At 66.5% G+C, this 17283-nt stretch carries 18 protein-coding genes and 3 pseudogenes (1 of these 21 only partly in view); 3 read left to right on the top strand and 18 right to left on the bottom strand.

The window, feature by feature from the left end:
• Positions 1–1454, top strand: a pseudogene (gene abc-f / locus I3K84_RS15290) (ribosomal protection-like ABC-F family protein) (it extends 432 nt beyond the left edge of the window).
• A gap of 11 nt (positions 1455–1465) precedes the next feature.
• Here abc-f and I3K84_RS15285 read toward each other — a convergent pair.
• The 7 genes from I3K84_RS15285 to I3K84_RS15255 all read right to left on the bottom strand — a co-directional run bounded on the left by I3K84_RS15285 (position 1466) and on the right by I3K84_RS15255 (position 7918).
• On the bottom strand, positions 1466–2578 hold the full coding sequence (locus tag I3K84_RS15285; protein ID WP_103738837.1) for a chemotaxis response regulator protein-glutamate methylesterase: 1113 nt from the start codon (positions 2576–2578) through the stop codon (positions 1466–1468).
• Positions 2579–2615: 37 nt separating this feature from the next.
• Complete coding sequence (gene cheD / locus I3K84_RS15280; RefSeq protein WP_196994917.1) at positions 2616–3353, bottom strand: chemoreceptor glutamine deamidase CheD; 738 nt, start codon at positions 3351–3353, stop codon at positions 2616–2618.
• A gap of 39 nt (positions 3354–3392) precedes the next feature.
• Positions 3393–4286 (bottom strand): CheR family methyltransferase, encoded by an 894-nt coding sequence (locus I3K84_RS15275; protein WP_196994916.1) that lies wholly within the window; start codon positions 4284–4286, stop codon positions 3393–3395.
• Between the two features lie 48 nt (positions 4287–4334).
• Positions 4335–4823 carry a chemotaxis protein CheW gene (locus I3K84_RS15270; protein WP_011806876.1) on the bottom strand — a complete coding sequence of 163 codons (489 nt, stop codon included), beginning with the start codon at positions 4821–4823 and terminating at the stop codon, positions 4335–4337.
• A 33-nt stretch (positions 4824–4856) separates the two neighbouring features.
• The gene (locus tag I3K84_RS15265) at positions 4857–6989 is read right to left on the bottom strand and encodes a chemotaxis protein CheA (protein ID WP_196994915.1); all 2133 of its coding nucleotides are present in this window, start codon (positions 6987–6989) and stop codon (positions 4857–4859) included.
• Positions 6990–7040: 51 nt separating this feature from the next.
• Positions 7041–7403, bottom strand: coding sequence for a response regulator (locus I3K84_RS15260; RefSeq protein WP_011806878.1), 363 nt, complete (start codon positions 7401–7403; stop codon positions 7041–7043).
• A 68-nt stretch (positions 7404–7471) separates the two neighbouring features.
• Positions 7472–7918, bottom strand: coding sequence for a hypothetical protein (locus tag I3K84_RS15255; protein ID WP_015914337.1), 447 nt, complete (start codon positions 7916–7918; stop codon positions 7472–7474).
• A 149-nt stretch (positions 7919–8067) separates the two neighbouring features.
• Between I3K84_RS15255 and I3K84_RS15250 the strand changes: the two genes are divergently transcribed.
• Positions 8068–9189 carry an ATP-binding protein gene (locus I3K84_RS15250; RefSeq protein WP_196994914.1) on the top strand — a complete coding sequence of 374 codons (1122 nt, stop codon included), beginning with the start codon at positions 8068–8070 and terminating at the stop codon, positions 9187–9189.
• Positions 9186–9815 carry a response regulator transcription factor gene (locus I3K84_RS15245; RefSeq protein ID WP_196994913.1) on the top strand — a complete coding sequence of 210 codons (630 nt, stop codon included), beginning with the start codon at positions 9186–9188 and terminating at the stop codon, positions 9813–9815. The genes I3K84_RS15250 and I3K84_RS15245 overlap by 4 nt, the downstream gene beginning before the upstream one ends.
• Positions 9816–9913: 98 nt before the next feature.
• Here I3K84_RS15245 and fliR read toward each other — a convergent pair whose 3' ends face one another.
• The 11 genes and pseudogenes from fliR to fliJ all read right to left on the bottom strand — a co-directional run bounded on the left by fliR (position 9914) and on the right by fliJ (position 17276).
• On the bottom strand, positions 9914–10684 hold the full coding sequence (gene fliR / locus I3K84_RS15240) for a flagellar biosynthetic protein FliR (RefSeq protein ID WP_196994912.1): 771 nt from the start codon (positions 10682–10684) through the stop codon (positions 9914–9916).
• Between the two features lie 5 nt (positions 10685–10689).
• A complete protein-coding gene (gene fliQ / locus I3K84_RS15235; protein ID WP_011806883.1) occupies positions 10690–10959 on the bottom strand; it encodes a flagellar biosynthesis protein FliQ in 270 nt (89 codons plus the stop codon).
• Between the two features lie 10 nt (positions 10960–10969).
• Positions 10970–11725: a flagellar type III secretion system pore protein FliP gene (gene fliP, locus I3K84_RS15230; protein WP_011806884.1), complete on the bottom strand. Its 756-nt coding sequence runs from the start codon at positions 11723–11725 to the stop codon at positions 10970–10972.
• Positions 11718–12080 (bottom strand): flagellar biosynthetic protein FliO, encoded by a 363-nt coding sequence (locus tag I3K84_RS15225; protein WP_196994911.1) that lies wholly within the window; start codon positions 12078–12080, stop codon positions 11718–11720. The genes fliP and I3K84_RS15225 overlap by 8 nt, the downstream gene beginning before the upstream one ends.
• Positions 12081–12087: 7 nt before the next feature.
• A complete protein-coding gene (fliN, locus tag I3K84_RS15220) occupies positions 12088–12537 on the bottom strand; it encodes a flagellar motor switch protein FliN (RefSeq protein ID WP_196994910.1) in 450 nt (149 codons plus the stop codon).
• Positions 12527–13246, bottom strand: a pseudogene (gene fliM, locus I3K84_RS15215) (flagellar motor switch protein FliM); the annotation flags it as partial. The pseudogene fliM (I3K84_RS15215) and the gene fliN, both read right to left, overlap by 11 nt.
• Positions 13243–14361, bottom strand: a complete 1119-nt coding sequence (locus tag I3K84_RS15210; RefSeq protein WP_231403305.1) for an IS630 family transposase — start codon at positions 14359–14361, stop codon at positions 13243–13245. The pseudogene fliM (I3K84_RS15215) and the gene I3K84_RS15210, both read right to left, overlap by 4 nt.
• A 45-nt stretch (positions 14362–14406) precedes the next feature.
• A pseudogene (fliM, locus tag I3K84_RS15205) lies at positions 14407–14697 on the bottom strand (flagellar motor switch protein FliM); the annotation flags it as partial.
• Positions 14698–14712: 15 nt separating this feature from the next.
• Positions 14713–15285, bottom strand: coding sequence for a flagellar basal body-associated protein FliL (gene fliL, locus I3K84_RS15200; RefSeq protein ID WP_088888282.1), 573 nt, complete (start codon positions 15283–15285; stop codon positions 14713–14715).
• A gap of 216 nt (positions 15286–15501) precedes the next feature.
• Positions 15502–16809, bottom strand: coding sequence for a flagellar hook-length control protein FliK (locus I3K84_RS15195; protein ID WP_196994909.1), 1308 nt, complete (start codon positions 16807–16809; stop codon positions 15502–15504).
• A 2-nt stretch (positions 16810–16811) separates the two neighbouring features.
• Entirely contained in the window at positions 16812–17276 is a 465-nt protein-coding gene (fliJ, locus tag I3K84_RS15190) for a flagellar export protein FliJ (RefSeq protein ID WP_103738844.1), read from the bottom strand.
• Positions 17277–17283 lie beyond the last annotated feature (7 nt).

Genomic DNA, 17283 nt, shown 5'->3' with positions numbered 1-17283 from the left:
GGCACCCTCTCGGGAGGGACACGCAAGCGAGTCGCGCTGGCGCAAGCGCTGGTGGCTCGCCCGGACGTGCTGCTGCTGGACGAGCCCACCAACCACCTAGACCTCGATTCCATAGAGTGGCTTGAAGAACTGCTACTCGACTTCAAGGGTGGCATCGTCACGATCACCCACGACCGTGCGTTCCTCGACCGGATCGCCACGCGCATCGTGGAGCTCGACCGAGGTCAGTTGCGCTCCTATCCCGGCAACTTTGCGCAGTACGTGGCGCAAAAGGAAGAGCAGTTGGCGCAAGAGGCCGTCATCAATGCACGGGCGGACAAGCTGTTGGCGCAGGAGGAGGTCTGGATCCGCAAGGGCGTGGAGGCGCGCCGAACGCGCAGCCAGAGCCGCATCAGTCGACTGGAGACCCTGCGCGCCAATCGCGCCGCGCGCCGTGACGCGGTTGGCAGCGTCAAGATGGACATCGCCTCGGGCAGCCAGAACAGCTACCAGGGGAAGATCATCGCCGAGCTGGCGCACGTAACCAAAACCTTTGGCGACAAAACCATCGTGCGGGACTTCAGCGCCACCATCCTGCGGGGCGACAAGGTGGGTTTGATCGGTCCCAACGGTGCGGGGAAAACCACCCTGCTCAAGCTCATCCTGGGTGAACTGGAGCCTGACAGCGGTACGGTACGCCGCGGCGCCAACCTGCAGGTCGCGTATTTCGACCAGATGCGCCACAGTATCGACATGGATGCCACGCTGGAGGACTTCATCAGTCCTGGCAGCGAGTGGATCGAGATCGGCACGCAGCGCAAGCATGTGAAGAGCTACCTCGGCGATTTCCTGTTCTCCCCCGCCCGGGCGCACTCCCCCGTGCGCTCGCTGTCCGGCGGCGAGCGCAACCGCCTGCTGCTGGCACGGCTGTTTGCGCGGCCCGCCAATGTGCTGGTGCTGGACGAGCCCACCAACGACCTGGACATTGGCACCCTCGAGCTGCTGGAGGAGCTGCTGCAGGACTACGACGGCACGGTGTTCGTGGTGAGCCACGACCGCACCTTCCTGGACAACGTGGTCACCAGCACCCTTGCGTTCGAGGGGAATGGCCTGTGGCGGGAGTATGAGGGCGGCGTGCAGGACTGGCTGGCCCAGTCGAACCGCAGCCGTTCACTCGCGGGCGGACCGGCGGTTCCTGAGAAAAATACGAGCAAAACGAGCCAAAACGCCCGCCAGACAAGCGCGAGCAGCTACAAAAAAAGAAGCTTAGCTACAAGGAGCAGCGTGAACTGGAGCAGCTACCTGCCCAGATCGACGCACTGGAGGCCGAGCAAAAGGCGATCCGCGATGAATTGGCGGACGGCAGCCTGTACAGCCGAGACGGCACGCGGGCGACGGCACTGCACACGCGCGACGGAGAGATCGAAGATCTGTTGATGCAGGCGCTGGAGCGCTGGTCCGCGCTCTCGTCCTGACGAAGCCGCGGTCAGATGCGGTGGTGCAACCGGTCGGTGGAACCGCGCAGGCGCGCAATCAGCGCCTGTGCGATCTGCGACAGCGGCAGCACCTCGTCGGCCGCCCCATGGGCGATGGCCTCGCGCGGCATGCCGAAGACGATGCAACTGGCTTCGTCCTGCACGTAGTTGTAGCTGCCTGCGTCGCGCATCTCACGCATGGCAGCAGCGCCATCGCCGCCCATGCCGGTGAGCATGATGCCGTAGGCATTGCGCCCCACCACGGCGGCAGCCGACTTGAACAGCACCTCCACCGAAGGCTTGTGCCGGTTGACCGGCGGGCTGTCATCCACCACCGCTACATAGTTGGCGCCGCTGCGTGCCAGGTAGAACTGCCGCCCCCCCGGCGCAATATAGGCATGGCCGGGCAGAATCCGCTCGCCGTTCACCGCCTCTTTGACCGTGATCTGGCACAGGCTGTTGAGCCGCGCGGCAAAACTGGTGGTGAACCCTGGCGGCATGTGCTGGGTGATCACGATGGCCGGAGAGTCGGCCGGCATATGGATCAGGACCTCGCGGATGGCCTCGGTGCCGCCGGTCGACGCGCCAATGCAGATCACCTTTTCGGTAGAGACGCGCCCCAGCAGCGCCGACGCCGCGGGAGCGGGGGCCGCCGCGGGAGCGGCACCTGCATCGGGGTGGACAATGGCGGCAGCGCTGCGCGCGGGGGCGCGCCGCACATGGGCCACGGCCGCAACGCGGATCTTGTCCACGATCTGAGCCGCCAATTCGTTCAGTCCGCTGGACAGCCCCACGCGTGGCTTGGCGACGAAATCCACGGCCCCCAGTTCGAGCGCCCGCATGGTCACTTCGGCGCCGCGCTCGGTCAGGGTCGAGATCATCACCACGGGCATCGGCCGCAGGCGCATCAAGCGCCCGAGGAAGTCGATGCCGTCCATGCGCGGCATCTCCACATCGAGCGTGATCACGTCCGGATTTTTCTCACGGATCATCTCGCGTGCGATCAGCGGGTCGTTGGCCGTGCCGATGCACTCCATGTCGCTCTGGCGGTTGATGATCTCCGACAGCAGGCTGCGCACCAATGCCGAATCGTCCACCACGATCACCCTGATCTTGCCGCTCATGCCTTTCAAATCCTTGCTGTGTTGTTAGTGCCGCCGATCAGAACAGATCCACGGAGCCTCCGCTGGTGGCGCGCGCCACGGTAGCCGCGTTGCCCCGCACCACTTCCTGCTCCAGCGTTTCGGGATGGGCATGCGCCAGGCGCTTGACCATCACCTTGCCCGTCACCGGAAAGAACACCACTTTGCGCGGATAGATGTCGAGCACGTCCTCCGACACCACCGGAATGCGCTCCGTGGCCAGATAGTCTTGCACAAAGCGGGTGTTGCGCTCGCCCACGTTGAGCGTGGTGAAGTTGTGCATCACCTGGGCACCGCCGAAGATCTTGGCCTGCAGCGTCTCGCGGCGAGCGCCCAGCTTCATCATCTCATTGATGAGCAGTTCCATGGCGTAGGAACCATACCGGCCCGACGCATCGGCGCTGTCCCCCTCGGGCAGCATGAAGTGGTTCATGCCTCCCACGCGCATGCGGCTGTCCCACAGGCAGGCGGCAATGCACGATCCCAGCACCGTCATGATGGCCAGGCTGTCGTGCGAGACAAAAAACTCGCCTGGCAAGACCTTCACCGCGTTGTGCTGGAAATGGTGATCGAAAAAGAAGAATGATGCCTCACCCGGCCTACGCGGACAGGCCTTGAGCTCCTGGAGCGTCATGGCAGGCGCGGTACCTGCGGAGGCATTCACAGGCAGAGGCGTGATGCGGGGCGTGCGCCGGCGCTCCAGGCCCCCGCCCGGCAAGGCAGAGGGCCGTGGATCAGCTCCGGGTGTGATGCTCATGGATGGCCAGCGCCTCGCGGTAGGTCAAAAATGCCCGTATCAGATGCGTTCGTACACCGTCTTGCCTCGCAGGGCAAAAAGGTCGCGCGAATCGCTGAAGTTCTCGGCATGTCCCACGAACAGCATGCCGCCGGGCTTGAGCACACGGTGGATGCGCTCCAGCACCCGCCGCTGGGTGGGGCCGTCAAAATAAATCATCACGTTGCGGCAAAAGACCACGTCGAAGGGCTCGCGGAACGGCCAGTCGTCGCGGATCAGGTTCACGCTCAGGAACTCGATGGGTTTGCGCAACTCGGGGCGCACACGTGCCAGCCCGGCGTTGCTGCCCTTGCCGCGCAGAAAGAAGCGCTGCAGACGCTCTTGGCTCAAGCCCTTCAGACCGTCGAGGCGATAGACCCCGCGAGCGGCCGTGGCCAGCACCCGCGAATCGATGTCGCTGGCCGTCAGCTTGAAAGACGCGTTGTTGCCCAGGGTTTCCAGGACGGTCATGGCGATCGAGTAAGGTTCTTCGCCGGTCGAAGCCGCATTGCACCAGATGTTCCATGGCCCGGCAGAGCGCATGCGCAGCAGCGACGCCAGGATCTCGAAATGGTGTTGCTCGCGAAAGAACGCCGTGAGGTTGGTGGTCAGGGCGTTCACGAACTCCTGCCACTCCGGCCCGTCGTGGCCTTCCAGCCAGCTCAGGTACTCATGAAAGCTGTCGTACCCGGTATCGCGCAGGCGGCGCGACAGGCGGCTGTACACCATGGCGTGCTTGCCATCATGCAGGCTGATGCCGGCGCGCTGGTAGATCAGGGACTGCACCCGCGCGAAGTCCTGATGGGTCCAGGCGAACTCGCGCCCTTCGCCACTCTCGGCCACGGGAGCAGCACCCCCCGCAGCCGGGCGGGCCGGGCGCCGCGACGCGGCGGTGGGGCTGGCGGTCAGGCTCATGGCGCGCTCGTCAACGTGTGTATAGCGGGAAGGCTGCGGCTCGCCGCATCAGTCCCCGGCCATGGCAAGGCCCATATCCATGCCGGCCATGAGTTTTTCGATGTCCAGCAGGATGAGCATGCGGTCGCCCACCGAGCCAAGCCCGCGGATGCACTGCGCGTCGATGGAGCTCTCGATGTCCGGGGCCGTGCGTACCTGCTCGGGCGTCAGCTCCATCACGTCACTCACGGAATCCACCACGATGCCCACCACCCGCTCGCGCAGGTTCAGGATGATGACGACCGTGAAGCTGTTGTACTCGGCCTGCGCACAGTTGAAGCGCAGCCGCATGTCCACTATCGGCACGATGGTGCCTCGCAGGTTGGTCACCCCTTTGATGAAAGCCGGCGCATGGGCGATGCGCGTGGGGTTTTCATAGCCGCGGATTTCCTGCACCTTGAGGATGTCGATGCCGTATTCCTCCTGGCCCAGGCGGAACGTCAGGTATTCCCTCGCGCCCGCAGCCGTGGTCTCTGCGCCCTTGTCCACCAGACTCATGCCCTCACTCCTCGTCGTTCAGCGTTTCGCAATTCAGTGGCGCGCACGGCGCACCAGGGCAGCCGTGTCCAGAATCAAGGCCACGGTGCCATCCCCCAGAATGGTGGCGCCCGACACGTTGGGCACCTTGCGGTAGTTGGTCTCCAGGTTCTTCACCACCACCTGATGCTGCCCCAGCAGTTCGTCAACCAGCACGGCCACGCGGCTGCCATCGGCCTCCACCACCACCATGATGCTGCTGGTGGAATTCGCGTCGGGGCGCGGCACCTGGAAGATCTTCTCCAGCGCCACCACGGGCATGTATTCGTCGCGCACCTTCACCAGTTGGGAGCCCTGGGCCACGGTGTTCACTTCGCCACCGTTGACCTGGAACGACTCCACCACCGACGACAGCGGCAGGATGTACACCTCGTCGCTCACGCCCACCGACATGCCGTCCATGATGGCCAGCGTCAGCGGCAGGCGCACGGACACACGCATGCCGTAGCCTTCAGCGGAATCAATCTCCACCGAACCGCCCAGCGCGGTGATGTTGCGCTTGACCACGTCCATGCCCACGCCGCGGCCCGAGACATCGGTCACCACATCCGCCGTGGAGAACCCGGGCGCGAAGATCAGGTTCCAGACCTCGCTGTCGGGCATGGCGTCGGAAACATCCAGCCCACGCTCGCGCGCCTTCTTGAGGATCTTCTCGCGCGACATGCCCTTGCCGTCGTCGCGCACCTCGATCACGATGGAGCCCCCCTGGTGCGATGCCGACAGCGTGATGGTGCCGTGTTCTGGCTTGCCCGCAGCCAGGCGGTCGGAGGGCATCTCGATGCCGTGGTCGCAGCTGTTGCGCACCAGGTGGGTCAGCGGGTCGGTGATCTTCTCGACCAGGCTCTTGTCCAGTTCGGTCGCCTCGCCGTGGGTGACGAAATCCACCTTCTTGCCCAGCTTGCCCGCCAAGTCACGCAGCATGCGCGGGAATCGGTTGAACACGATCGACATGGGAATCATGCGGATCGACATCACGGATTCCTGCAGGTCGCGCGTGTTGCGGTCCAGGTCGGCCAGGCCTGCCAGCAGTTGCTGGTAGACGCCCGCGTCCAGGCCACGGCTGTTCTGCGCCAGCATGGCCTGGGTGATGACCAGTTCGCCCACCAGGTTGATGAGCTGATCCACCTTGCTCACCGCCACGCGGATGGTGGACGATTCCATGGAGGCCTGCGCGCCGCCCTTGGCCTCGGCGGAGGCGGCACGCGCGGCGGGCCGCTCAGCAGCACTGGCCGGTGCGGCGGCAGGAGCGGCCTCGACAGGCACGCCCGGCGCGCCGGCAAAGAAGCCGTACGGCTCGGCCAGGGCCGCAGCGGATGGCTCCAGCGGCTCATGGGCCTCTTGCGCGGCAGGCGCCGCGGAAGCCGCCGCGTCGTGGATGGCCACCTGCTCCTTCGCCACATGGAATGCGAACAGGTCCAGCAGATCCTCGTCCGTGGACGTGGTCTGCACCGCGAACCGGCGCATGCCGGGGCGGTCTTCCGGCAGATCGTTGATGCTGCCCAAGCCCGGGATGTCGCGGAACAGGTCCTTGATCGCATCGGCCAATGTCACCTGGGCCAGTGGACCGATGTGGATCTCCAGCGAGCGAGCGCCGCCGGGGACCGCCGCAGCGGGCACCACCGGCGCAACCGCGGGCGTTGGCGCAGGTGCCGCAGCAACCACAGGCGCTGGAGCGGGCACCGCTGCGGCGGGCGCTGCCGCTGGCACGGCGCCGGCCGCCAGTTCGCTGATGCGACGCACGAGATCATGCGTGGAAACCGCCTCACCCTGCCCGCCCGCCTGATGGCGTGCCAGCAGGCTGCGCGAGGCGTCCGCCGACTCCAGCAGCACGTCCACCATCTGCGGGATCAGCTGCAGTTCGTGGCGGCGCAGCCGGTCCAGCAGCGATTCCATCTGGTGCGTGAGTTCCGCCACATCCGAAAAACCGAAGGTGGCCGAGCCGCCCTTGATGGAATGCGCGCAGCGGAAGATGCCGTTCAGCTCTTCGTCGTTGGCGGCATCCACGTCCAGGTCCAGCAGCATCTGCTCCATCTGGTCCAGGTTCTCGCCGGCCTCTTCGAAGAAGATCTGATAGAACTGGCTGAGGTCAAAGTCCGCGCCTGCGCCCTCTTGGTAGGTATCCGCCATGGTCCCGAGTTCCTGTGTGCTACGTCGTAGGTGTTGGTGTGGCCGGCGCGATCAGCGGATGACCTTTTGGATCACTTCGATGAGGCGCGTGGGGTCGAACGGCTTGACCAGCCAGCCGGTGGCGCCCGCGCTGCGGCCGGCCTGCTTCATCTGGTCGCTGGATTCCGTCGTGAGGATGAGGATGGGAATGCTCTTGAAGCGCGGATGCTCGCGCAGCTTGCGCGTGAGGCCGATGCCGTCCAGGCGCGGCATGTTCTGGTCGGCCAGCACCAGATGGATGTCGTGGGTCTCGGCCTTTTCCAGCGCGTCCTGGCCATCCACCGCTTCCACCACGTGGTACCCCGCTCCGGTGAGCGTGAAGGAAACCATTTTCCGCATGGACGGAGAATCATCGACCGCAAGAATGGACTGCATGTAAAGCTCCAACGACTTTTGATTTGAATAAGGTTAATGGGTTGGGAGATACGGGAACCGCGCCTGGATCAGAACAGCTCGATCGAGCCGGCCTCCATCTCGCTTTGCGTGACAGGGTTGGGCCGATCGGGCACCACGCCCTCCAGCGGCGCGGCGTCCTCCCCCTCTTCTTGTCCCATGGTCTCGGCCGCCAGGCGAAAGGCGCATCCCTGCAACACCTTGGTAGTGTGGATGATGAGCTGGGTCGCCATGTCGTGAAACTGCAACTCCGTCACTGCACTGCGCAAGGCGGTGCGCAGATCGGCCAACTCTGCCGACGCGCCGATGAGCTCATCCGTCAGCGAGGCGTTGGCCTCGCCGAAACGCGCGAGCAGGTTCTCGGTGGCGTGGTTGAGCAGCCCTTCCAGCCGGTGCAGGTCGTGCATGGCCATCAGCAGGGAATCCTGCAACTCGGCCGCCACCATGACGGGCACCTGCACGGCAGGCCCATCTGGCGTATTTAGCGTAGATTGCATCGTTTCTCCATAGCTGCTGGCGCACAGCCGGCGGCACCATCGTCCGGGGCCCAATCCTGTCGCCTGTGCTGCAGCATTACGGCATCCGTTGTACCGCGCCACAGGCTGGAATGACCGTTTCGGGCCCAATTTGTTCCAATATGTATCCTATGATACCCACTCCCACTGATCTTGAGGCCCCGAAAAGACCCGTGCGAGTGCTGCATCTCGAGGACTCAACCGCCGACCACGCGCTGGTGCGGCTGACGCTGCGGCGCGCCGGGCTGTCCCATGAGATCCACCAAGTGGACTCCCTGGAGGCCTTCACCGGGTGGCTGGAGCGGGAATCGTTCGACGTGATCCTGGCGGACTACCGCCTGCCCGGCTTCACGGCGCTGGATGCCTGGCGCATCGTGGAGCAATGCCCGGGGCACCCGCCCTTCGTGCTGCTGTCCGGCGCGATCGGCGAGGCCGCCGCGGTAGACGCCATGCGGCTGGGCTTTGCCGACTACCTGCTCAAGGACGACATGGCGCGCCTGCCGCATGTGCTGGCGCGTGCGATGGAGGTCGCGCAGGCCCGCCGCGCGCGCGAGGAGGCCGCGGCCGAGTTGGCCGAGTCCCGGCAGCAGTTGGCCGACCTGGCCGAGCACCTGCAGACCTCCATCGAGGAAGAACGCGCCGCCATCGCGCGCGAGATCCATGACGACATCGGTGGCGCACTGGCCGCGGTGAAATTCGACCTGGCCTGGATCGGCCGCCACGCCGCTGAGGACGGCCTGCGCGAACACGCTGGCACCGCCACCGAGATGCTGCAGCACGCCATCGACGCGGCACAGCGCCTCATGATGAACCTGCGACCGCCCGTGCTGGACCAGGGCCTCGTGGCCGCCGTGCGCTGGCTGGCCGAGACCTTCGAGCGCCGCACGCGCATCCCCGTGCGCGTCACCGCCAGCCGCGAGGCGCTGGACGTGCCGCCCGCGCTGCAACTGGTGGCCTACCGCACCGCGCAAGAGGCGCTGACCAACGTGCAAAAGCACGCGCAGGCCGGCCAGGTGCGCATCGATCTGTCGGACCACGAGGACGTGCTGACGCTGGAGGTGACCGACGACGGCCGCGGCATGGCGCCCGAGATGCGCAAGAAGCCCCGCTCCTTCGGCCTGCAGGGCCTGCAGGAGCGCGCGCGGCGCGCGGGCGGCTGGATGGACATCAGCAGCCGGCCGGGGCATGGCACGTCGGTGATCATGACCGTGCCGCTAACATCGCCCGCAGGCAATGCAGGAGATGTGCAGTGATCCAGGTGGTGCTATGCGATGACCATGCCGTGCTGCGGCGCGGCATACGCGACACGCTGACCGAGTCGCCCGATATCCGCGTGACCGGCGAGGCCGGCAGTTATCCCGAGTTGCGCGAGGTGCTGCGCACGGCCGCCTGCGACGTGCTGCTGCTGGACCTGAACCTGCCCGGGCGCAGCGGCCTGGAGGTGATGGCCAGCGTGAAGGAGACGCACCCGGACATCAAGGTGCTGATCGTCTCGATGTATCCCGAGGACCAGTACGCGCTGCGCTGCCTGAAGGCCGGGGCGCACGGCTACGCCAACAAGGCGGGCGACCCGGTGCAGCTCATCGCCGCGGTGCAGACCATCGTGCAGGGGCGCAAGTACCTCACGCCCGAGGTGGCGCAGTTGCTGGCCGACAGCCTGGCGCAGCCCACGCCCGAGCTGCCGCATGAATCGCTGTCGGAGCGCGAGCTGCAGACGCTGGTGAAGATCGCCTCGGGCAAGCGCCTGTCGGACATCGCCGAGGAGCTGATGCTCAGCCCCAAGACCGTGAGCGTGTACCGCGCGCGGGTGCTGGAAAAGCTCAAGCTGGCCAACAACGCGGAGCTGACGGTGTATGCGATCCGCAATCGGTTGGTATGAAAACAATAGCTGCCACCGCTTGATGCACAGGCATTTCAATATGTTTTGATATTGAGAATGGCTTGCAGCAAGCGCTGGCAGCTCTCTTTTTTGACTGGCTAACGCGGCGCGGCGAACAGCTCGATGGACTGCTGCAGCAGCGCCAGCATGGGCTGCTCCAGCATCGGCAGCGTGGCCGTGATGCCCAGCATGCCCACCGTGAGCGTGACCGGGAAGCCCACGGCATAGATGTTCATCTGCGGCGCCACGCGCGAGATGATGCCCAGGGTCAGGTTCACAAACAGCAGCAGCGCAATCATGGGCAGCGCGATCCACAGGGCGCTGGAGAACAGCGACGCGCCCAGCTCGTGCAGCCGCATCTGCCCGATGGCCTGCAGAAAGTTGCCGCCCACGGGGAAGCTGTCGAAACTCTTGACCACGGCCATCAACACCATCAGGTGGCCGTTGATCACCACGAACAGCAGCATGGAGATGTTGCCGAAGAAGCGCGCCACCGCGCTCACCTGCGCATTGCTCGTGGGGTCGAAGAAGGAAGCGAAGTTCAGGCCCATCTGCAGGCCGATGATTTCGCCGGCCAGCTCCACGGCCGCGAACACCAGACGCACCGCAAAGCCCATCGCCAGGCCAATCCCCACCTGCTGCACCACCGCGCCCGCAGCCTCGCGGCTGTTCAGGCTGATGACCGGCTGCTCGGGCAGCACTGCCTGCGCGCACACCGCCACCAAAAAGGCCAGCCCGATGCGCGTGCGCACCGGGATCACGCGCATCGAGAACACCGGCGCCGACGTGAACAGCGCCAGCACGCGCAGGAACGGCCACAGCACCGGCGACAGCCAGGCCATGATCTGCGCCTCGGTGAAGGTGATCAAGATGCCTACCCGACGACGGACGGAATGGCCTCGATCGTGCGGCGCAGGAAGTCCACCAGCGTGGTCAGCATCCACGGCCCGGCGATCGCGAACACCACCACGGCCGCGATCAGCTTGGGTACGAAGGCCAGCGTGGCCTCGTGGATCTGCGTCACGGCCTGGAAGATGCTCACCAGCAGGCCCACGGCCATCACCACCCCCAGCACCGGCATGGCGATCATCAGCAGCAGGGTAAGCGCATCGCGGCCCATGGTGAGCACGAACTGGGAAGTCATGCGAAATCCTTCACGTCGCGAAGCTCGCGGCCAGCGAGCCGATGAGCAGGTTCCAGCCATCGGCCAGCACGAACAGCATGAGCTTGAACGGCAGCGCCACCAGCACCGGCGACAGCATCATCATGCCCAGCGACATGAGCACGCTGGAGACCACCATGTCGATGATCAGGAACGGAATGAAGATCATGAAGCCGATCTGGAAGGCCGACTTCAGCTCGCTGGTCACGAAGGCCGGCACCAGCACGCGCAGCGGCGCAGTCTCGGCCGTCACGCCCTCGTCCAGCTTGGCCAGGCGTGCGAACAGCGCGAAGTCGGACTGGCGCGTCTGCTTGAGCATGAAGCCGCGCATGGGCGCCTCGGCCTTCTGGATGGCCTGCTCGAAGGTGATGGCGTTGGTGGTGTAGGGCACGTAGGCCTCCTGGTACACCTTGTCCAGCGTGGGCCCCATGACGAACAGCGTGAGGAACAGCGACAGGCCGATGATGACCTGGTTGGGCGGCGCGGACTGCGTGCCGATGGCCTGGCGCAGCAGCGACAGCACGATCACGATGCGCGTGAAGCCCGTCATCATGAGCAGCACGGCCGGCAGGAACGACAGCGCCGTGAAGAACAGCAGCGTCTGGATGGGCACCGAGTAGCTCGTGCCGCCCGGCCCCGAGCCGATCACCAGCGGCAGCGCACCCGCGGGCTGCTGCTGCGCCCAGGCGGCGCCCGCCAGCAGCAGGCCAGCCGCACCGGCCGCGATGCCGCGCACGGCCTTATGCATGGCCGTCTCCGCCCGCATGCGCCGGTTGTACGGTCTGCGCGCGCGCGGCCGCCATCTCTGTGGCGAACGAGGGCGCGGATGCCGGCCCCGGCGCTGCAGCCGCCGACAGTACATGCAGGCAGTTGATCTGCTGCGCGGTCACGCCCAGCACCAGCAGCGTGCGCTGCTGCGGCGGGCCGACCTCCACGGTCACCACGCGCTGCTGCGGCCCCACGGCCACCGCCGAAAGCACACGCGAGGCACCGCCCGCATGGGCCTGCAAGCCGGCTTGGCGCTGCTGCAGCCTGCGAATCAGCCACGGCAAGGCCGCCAGCGCGCCGACGAACAGCACCACCAGCAGCAGCGTCTGCGTCATACCCACGCTATCCACGGCTGACGCGGCGCAGCCGCTCCGAAGGCGTGACCACGTCGGTCAGGCGGATACCGAACTTGTCGTTCACCACCACCACTTCGCCCTGGGCGATGAGGTAGCCGTTGACCAGCACGTCCATGGGCTCGCCGGCCAGCGCGTCCAGTTCGACCACCGACCCCTGGGCCAGCTGCAGGATGTATTTGATCGGCACCTTGGTGCGGCCCAGTTCCACCGACAGCTGCACCGGAATGTCCAGCACCATGTTGATGTCGTGCACCTGCGGATCGCCGCCGGCGGCATAGGGGCGCGCGGGCTCACCCGACAACGGGCCTCCCTGCTCGGCATCGATGGTCTGCCCGTCGACGCGCTTTTGCTCTTCCAGCGCCTCGGCCCAGCCGGCAAACGGGTCGTCCGCAGCGGACCCGCCAGAGTTGTCGTTGTGGTCGGATTCAGTTGACATTCTTTTCTCCCATCCAGTGCGCTTCGGCACCGCGCAGGCATTCCTCGATGCGGATCGCGTACTTGGAGTTGTGCGTGCCGTACTGGCACTCGAAAACGGGCACCCCTTCAATGGAGGCGCGGATGCGCGGCTCGCGCTCCAGTTCGATGAAGTCGCCCGGCTTCATGGCCAGCAGTTGCTCCACCGTGGCGTCGGCGCGCGCCAGCTCGGCCACCAGGGTGACCTCGGCGGCCTGGATCTCGCGCGTGAGCACGCGCACCCAGCGCCGGTCCACCTCGATCGCGTCACCCTGCACCGACGAGTACAGCACGTCGCGGATGGGCTCCAGCGTGGCATACGGCATGCAGATGTGGATCGCGCCGGCCAGGTCGCCGATCTCCAGCTGGAAGGCGGTGGACACCACGATCTCGCTGGGTGTGGCGATGTTGGCGAACTGCGGCTGCATCTCCGAGCGCTGGTAGGCCAGCTCCAGGGGGTAGATGCCTTGCCAGGCCTTCTTGTATTCCGCGCAGATCACGTCCACCAGGCGGTTGATCACGCGCTGCTCGGTGGCCGAGAAGTCACGCCCTTCGATGCGGGTCTGGAACTTGCCCACGCCGCCGTACAGCGTGTCGATGATGCCGAACACGAGCGACGGTTCGCACACGACCAGGCCGCTGCCGCGCAGCGGACGAATGGCGACGATGTTGAAGTTGGTCGGCACCACTAGTGTAGTGTTGCATTCTGTTTGGAACTTAATCGGCTATTGGCGCGGATGACCTTTTGCAGGATGTCGCGAGCGTTCTTGGTCCAGATGAACGGCTTGGGGTTGGTGTTGTGATGCGCGATGTACTCATCGATGGCCGAGACGAGTTCGGGCACGCTGGTGAACACCCCGCGGCGTAGCCGGTTCTCGGAGATGTCGCGAAAGAAGCGCTCGACCATGTTCAGCCACGATGCCGAGGTCGGCGTGAAGTGCATGTTGAATCTGGGGTGCTTGGCCAGCCACTCCTGCACAGCTGGATGCTTGTGCGTGGCGTAGTTGTCGGCGATCAGATGCAGCGTCTTGTCCTTGGGCGTCTCCCGATTGATTTGACGCAGGAACTTCAGCCACTCGATGTGGGTGTGGCGCTGCTGGCACTGGCCGATGACCTGACCGTTGAGCACGTTGAGCGCAGCGAACAAGGTGGTTGTGCCGTTGCGCTTGTAGTCGTGCGTCATGGTGGCCGCGCGCCCCTTCTTGAGCGGCAGCCCGGGCTGCGTTCGGTCCAGCGCCTGCACCTGGCTCTTTTCGTCGCAGCACAGCACCAGCGCATGCTCGGGCGGCGACATGTAAAGCCCCACGATGTCTTCGAGCTTTTGCACGAACTGCGGATCGCGCGAGACCTTGAAGCCGCGCACGATGTGAGGCTTGAGACCGTGGGCCTGCCAATGGCGCATCACGGTGCTGGCGCTGACGCCCAACTCAGCGGCCATCGTGCGCGTGCTCCAGTGCGTGGCCGCCTCGGGCTTGGTCTGTGTGGTTAGCTTCACAAGCTTGGCCACATCCACCTTCACCGGCGGTGCGCCGCGCGGCAAGTCGCGCTCGATACCTTGCAGCCCCAATTGCAGGTAGCGTTCACGCCAGCGCGCCACCTGCACGCGCCCAATGCCAAGCTGCTCGGCAATATCCTTGTTTTGCAGCCCCTGCGCGGCCAGCAGCACGATCTGGGCGCGCTGGGCCAATCTGACGCTGGTGCGCTTGGAGCGCGCCAGCCGGCTCAGCTCGCTTTCCTCTTCATCCGTCAACACAATCGTCGGGGCAACTCGCAATTTTTCACTCCAATGCAAACCGTAGTAGAGCATTGGAGCGTGGTTGCTCAATTAAGTTTCATTAAGAATCAAACACTACACTAGCTCGCGCAGGAAGGCGCTGTAGCGCTGCACCGACACGGTGCCCACGGAGATCTCAGGGCTGCGGCGGATGAAATTGAACAGGCCGATGCGGAAGTTGCGCGCAAACCGCTCGTTGACGATTTCCATCGTCGGCATGCGGCCGCGCACGATGCGCTCCTGGCTGGAGATGTCGTAGTTGCGGACGGCGCCGGCCTCGATCTCCTCCTTGACGGTCTTCTGGCTTTCGCCCGTCACGCCCTCCAGCAGGGCATCGACTTCTTCCTGGGACAGAAAGGACTCACTCATGGCTGCAACCTTTCCTCACTGGATGATGAAGCTGGAGAACAGCACCTGCCGCACCGGATTGGTGTCGGCGCGGGGACGGGGTTCTTCTTCTTCGACATCCTCGTCCAAGGGATCGCGGCTGGCCGAGCGCTTGCGCGGCTTGGGCACGCTGTAGCCCAGCGGGCGCGACACCTCGCGGCGGATGTCCACCGCCAGCTTCTCCTTGCCCTCGCGCGTCAGCAACTCGTCGGTCGTACGCTGCGACAGCAGCAGCAATACGCCGCTGCGGATGGTGGGCATGTAGGCCTTCACCTGGTCCGCCGTCTTGCCGTCGGCCAGCTCCAGCGTGATGCCCACCTGGGCAAAGCGGTCGCCACCGGGGTCGGCCAGGTTGACCACCATGTTGTCCATGGGCAGGAAGGTGGGAGGTGTCTTGGGCGTGCCTGCCTGGGCGACCGCCCGGCCGCCGCCCTCCTCGTCCTCGGCCGCGTGACGCTGGGACAGCATCATCCAGGCTGCGGCGCCGCCCGCCACCAGCACCAGGGCGAGAACGGCCAGGATGATGATCAGTTTCTTGCTTTTGGCCGGGGCAGCAGTGTTGTCGGACACGTTGGGGCTTTCTTGCGCAACAAGGGCAGGGGAAGTGGGCCGCGGGCGGCGGGCCGAAAGGCCCTTCCCCGCAGTGATGGCCGATTATTGAACGCCCCGGCACCCGCGAAAGCCTGAATAAGCGCCCAAAACCCGGGTTTTCAGCCGCATGCGCCCCGATGCGCACCGCTGCCGCCGGTGCCGCCGGTGCGGCACAGGGGCCACCCGGGGGATGCGTCAGACGAAGATATCCACCGAGCGCTCGGCCACGCCCCGTCCGCCGCCGGCCTGCCCCGCAGGCGCGGCGGCCTGCACGGCGGCCTGGCGCGCGCCCGGGCGGCCCTCGTCCCGCCGGCCCTGCCGGTCGGCGGCACCGCCACCCGCCGTGTCCACCGTCACGCCGGCGAGCTGCAGCCCCTCGCGCTGCAGCATCTCCCGCAGCTGGGCCGTGCTGCCGTCCAGCCACTGGCGCGCATCGGCTTGGTCGCTGCGGAAGGTCACATGCGCCTCGTCGCCCGTGAGCGCCACCCTCACCTCCACGGGCCGGCCATCCTGGTCCAGCGTCAGTTCGGCATTCTGGGTTTTCTGGTGCACCCAGTAGGCCACCTGCTCGGCCAACTGATCCGCGAGGGCGTCCTCTGCCCCGGCCATGCCCGCCAGCGTGGCGTCGGCCGACTCCAGCCCGGCCCCCTCGGCAGGTGACCTGAAAGGCTCCGCGCCCGAAGTGCCCGCGGCAGCGTCCGCACCCCGCAGTCCCGCGGGGGTGGCGGCCCCGCCCGCGCCCGCCGCTGCGGAGCCAGGAGCGGCGCCCGAGATGCCCGCGGGGGCTGCCTGTGCAGCCATCCATTCGCCGGGCTGGGCCTGCAACGGCGTGCCAGCGATCGGCACGCCGTCGCGCCGCTGCGCGGTCGCATCCACGGCCTGGGACACCTGCGCCGCAAGGTGCGAGACCGTGCCCGCTGCCTGCTGCAGGCCAGAGCGCGCCGCATGGGCACCGGCGCGCAAGGCATCCCCTGCGGCCCCGGCGGCGTCCTGTGCCGCAGCCTGCAGTGCCATGCCTTGCGCGCGCCAGGCTGTGCCGCGGCCCGCGGCGCCGCCGGGCCCCGCCATGGAGGCCCCGCCCTGCAGAGCCACCCGCTCCGCCGCGCCGTCCAGCAGGGCGGTCTGCCCCACCAGCGTATCCTGCCCCGCGCGCACCAGGCCCAGGCCCAGGCGGCCGGCCAGGGCATCCGCCTCGGCTGCGATCGACTCACCCGTCCGCTGCGCGAGCGCGGCTCCCGGCTGAAGACCCGCCGCCCAGGCTGCCAGCGCGCCCGCGTCCGGCAGCGCCTCGAGCGTCTGCAATGCCTCGCCAGCCACCGACAGCGTGTCCAGCACCGTGGCCGCGCCCTCGCCGCCCAGAGCGGCCAGCAACAGGGCAAAGCCGTCGCCCTGCGCTGCCGCCTTGTCCTCAGCGGCGCTGCCAGCCTTGGCGGAGGCGCCCCTGGCGCCGCGCGCCTCGTGCGCAGCCGTAGAAGGCGAGGAGGAAATACGGGTCTGTTCCATGGTCAATACTCCTGATCCTGCGGGGAGCGTGCCCCCCGCCCGGCGCGCAACGCGGCGCGCTCATCGGTTTGTTTCTGCTCGCGGCGCTGCTGCTGTAAGGCCACCTCGGCGCGCCGCCGCTCCAGCACCTTGCGCAGGCTGGCCAGGCGCAGTTCGGCCTCCAGCAGCGCCTGCCGGGCCTTGTCCACACGCACGTCCTGCCCGCTCACCACGCCCGTCTGCAGGCCGATGGCATGGTCCAGCCGGCCCATGAATTGGTAGTGGTGGTACATCACCTCGGGTTGCATGGCGCTGTCAGCCTTCATGCCCCAGCGGCCTTGCGTTTCCGCGGCGTAGCCCGTGAGCTGCTCCAGCTGCGCCTGCGCGGCGTGGCGCGCGTCCTGCACGTTCTTGAGCGCCTGGCGCGCGGCGTCGCGCCGGCGTTCGGCCAGCTCCACCGCCACCTCGAAGGCCTTCAGCGACGACATGCGGCGT

Origin of the sequence: Diaphorobacter sp. JS3051 (assembly GCF_015832135.1) — a bacterium.
GTDB classification, from domain to species: domain Bacteria; phylum Pseudomonadota; class Gammaproteobacteria; order Burkholderiales; family Burkholderiaceae_C; genus Diaphorobacter; species Diaphorobacter nitroreducens.
This window is presented reverse-complemented; position numbering and strand designations above follow the sequence as displayed.

Coding starts and splice junctions, on each gene's coding strand:
- fliJ (WP_103738844.1), bottom strand. CDS start 17,276: ATGTCGTCGCTGAAGGCCTTCGAGGTGGCGGTGGAGCTGGCCGAACGC.
- I3K84_RS15275 (WP_196994916.1), bottom strand. CDS start 4,286: ATGAGCCTGACCGCCAGCCCCACCGCCGCGTCGCGGCGCCCGGCCCGC.
- fliQ (WP_011806883.1), bottom strand. CDS start 10,959: ATGACTTCCCAGTTCGTGCTCACCATGGGCCGCGATGCGCTTACCCTG.
- I3K84_RS15285 (WP_103738837.1), bottom strand. CDS start 2,578: ATGAGCGGCAAGATCAGGGTGATCGTGGTGGACGATTCGGCATTGGTG.
- I3K84_RS15210 (WP_231403305.1), bottom strand. CDS start 14,361: ATGCTCTACTACGGTTTGCATTGGAGTGAAAAATTGCGAGTTGCCCCG.
- I3K84_RS15250 (WP_196994914.1), top strand. CDS start 8,068: ATGATACCCACTCCCACTGATCTTGAGGCCCCGAAAAGACCCGTGCGA.
- I3K84_RS15270 (WP_011806876.1), bottom strand. CDS start 4,823: ATGAGTCTGGTGGACAAGGGCGCAGAGACCACGGCTGCGGGCGCGAGG.
- I3K84_RS15225 (WP_196994911.1), bottom strand. CDS start 12,080: ATGACGCAGACGCTGCTGCTGGTGGTGCTGTTCGTCGGCGCGCTGGCG.
- fliN (WP_196994910.1), bottom strand. CDS start 12,537: ATGTCAACTGAATCCGACCACAACGACAACTCTGGCGGGTCCGCTGCG.
- I3K84_RS15260 (WP_011806878.1), bottom strand. CDS start 7,403: ATGCAGTCCATTCTTGCGGTCGATGATTCTCCGTCCATGCGGAAAATG.
- cheD (WP_196994917.1), bottom strand. CDS start 3,353: ATGAGCATCACACCCGGAGCTGATCCACGGCCCTCTGCCTTGCCGGGC.
- I3K84_RS15265 (WP_196994915.1), bottom strand. CDS start 6,989: ATGGCGGATACCTACCAAGAGGGCGCAGGCGCGGACTTTGACCTCAGC.
- I3K84_RS15195 (WP_196994909.1), bottom strand. CDS start 16,809: ATGGAACAGACCCGTATTTCCTCCTCGCCTTCTACGGCTGCGCACGAG.
- fliP (WP_011806884.1), bottom strand. CDS start 11,725: ATGCATAAGGCCGTGCGCGGCATCGCGGCCGGTGCGGCTGGCCTGCTG.
- I3K84_RS15255 (WP_015914337.1), bottom strand. CDS start 7,918: ATGCAATCTACGCTAAATACGCCAGATGGGCCTGCCGTGCAGGTGCCC.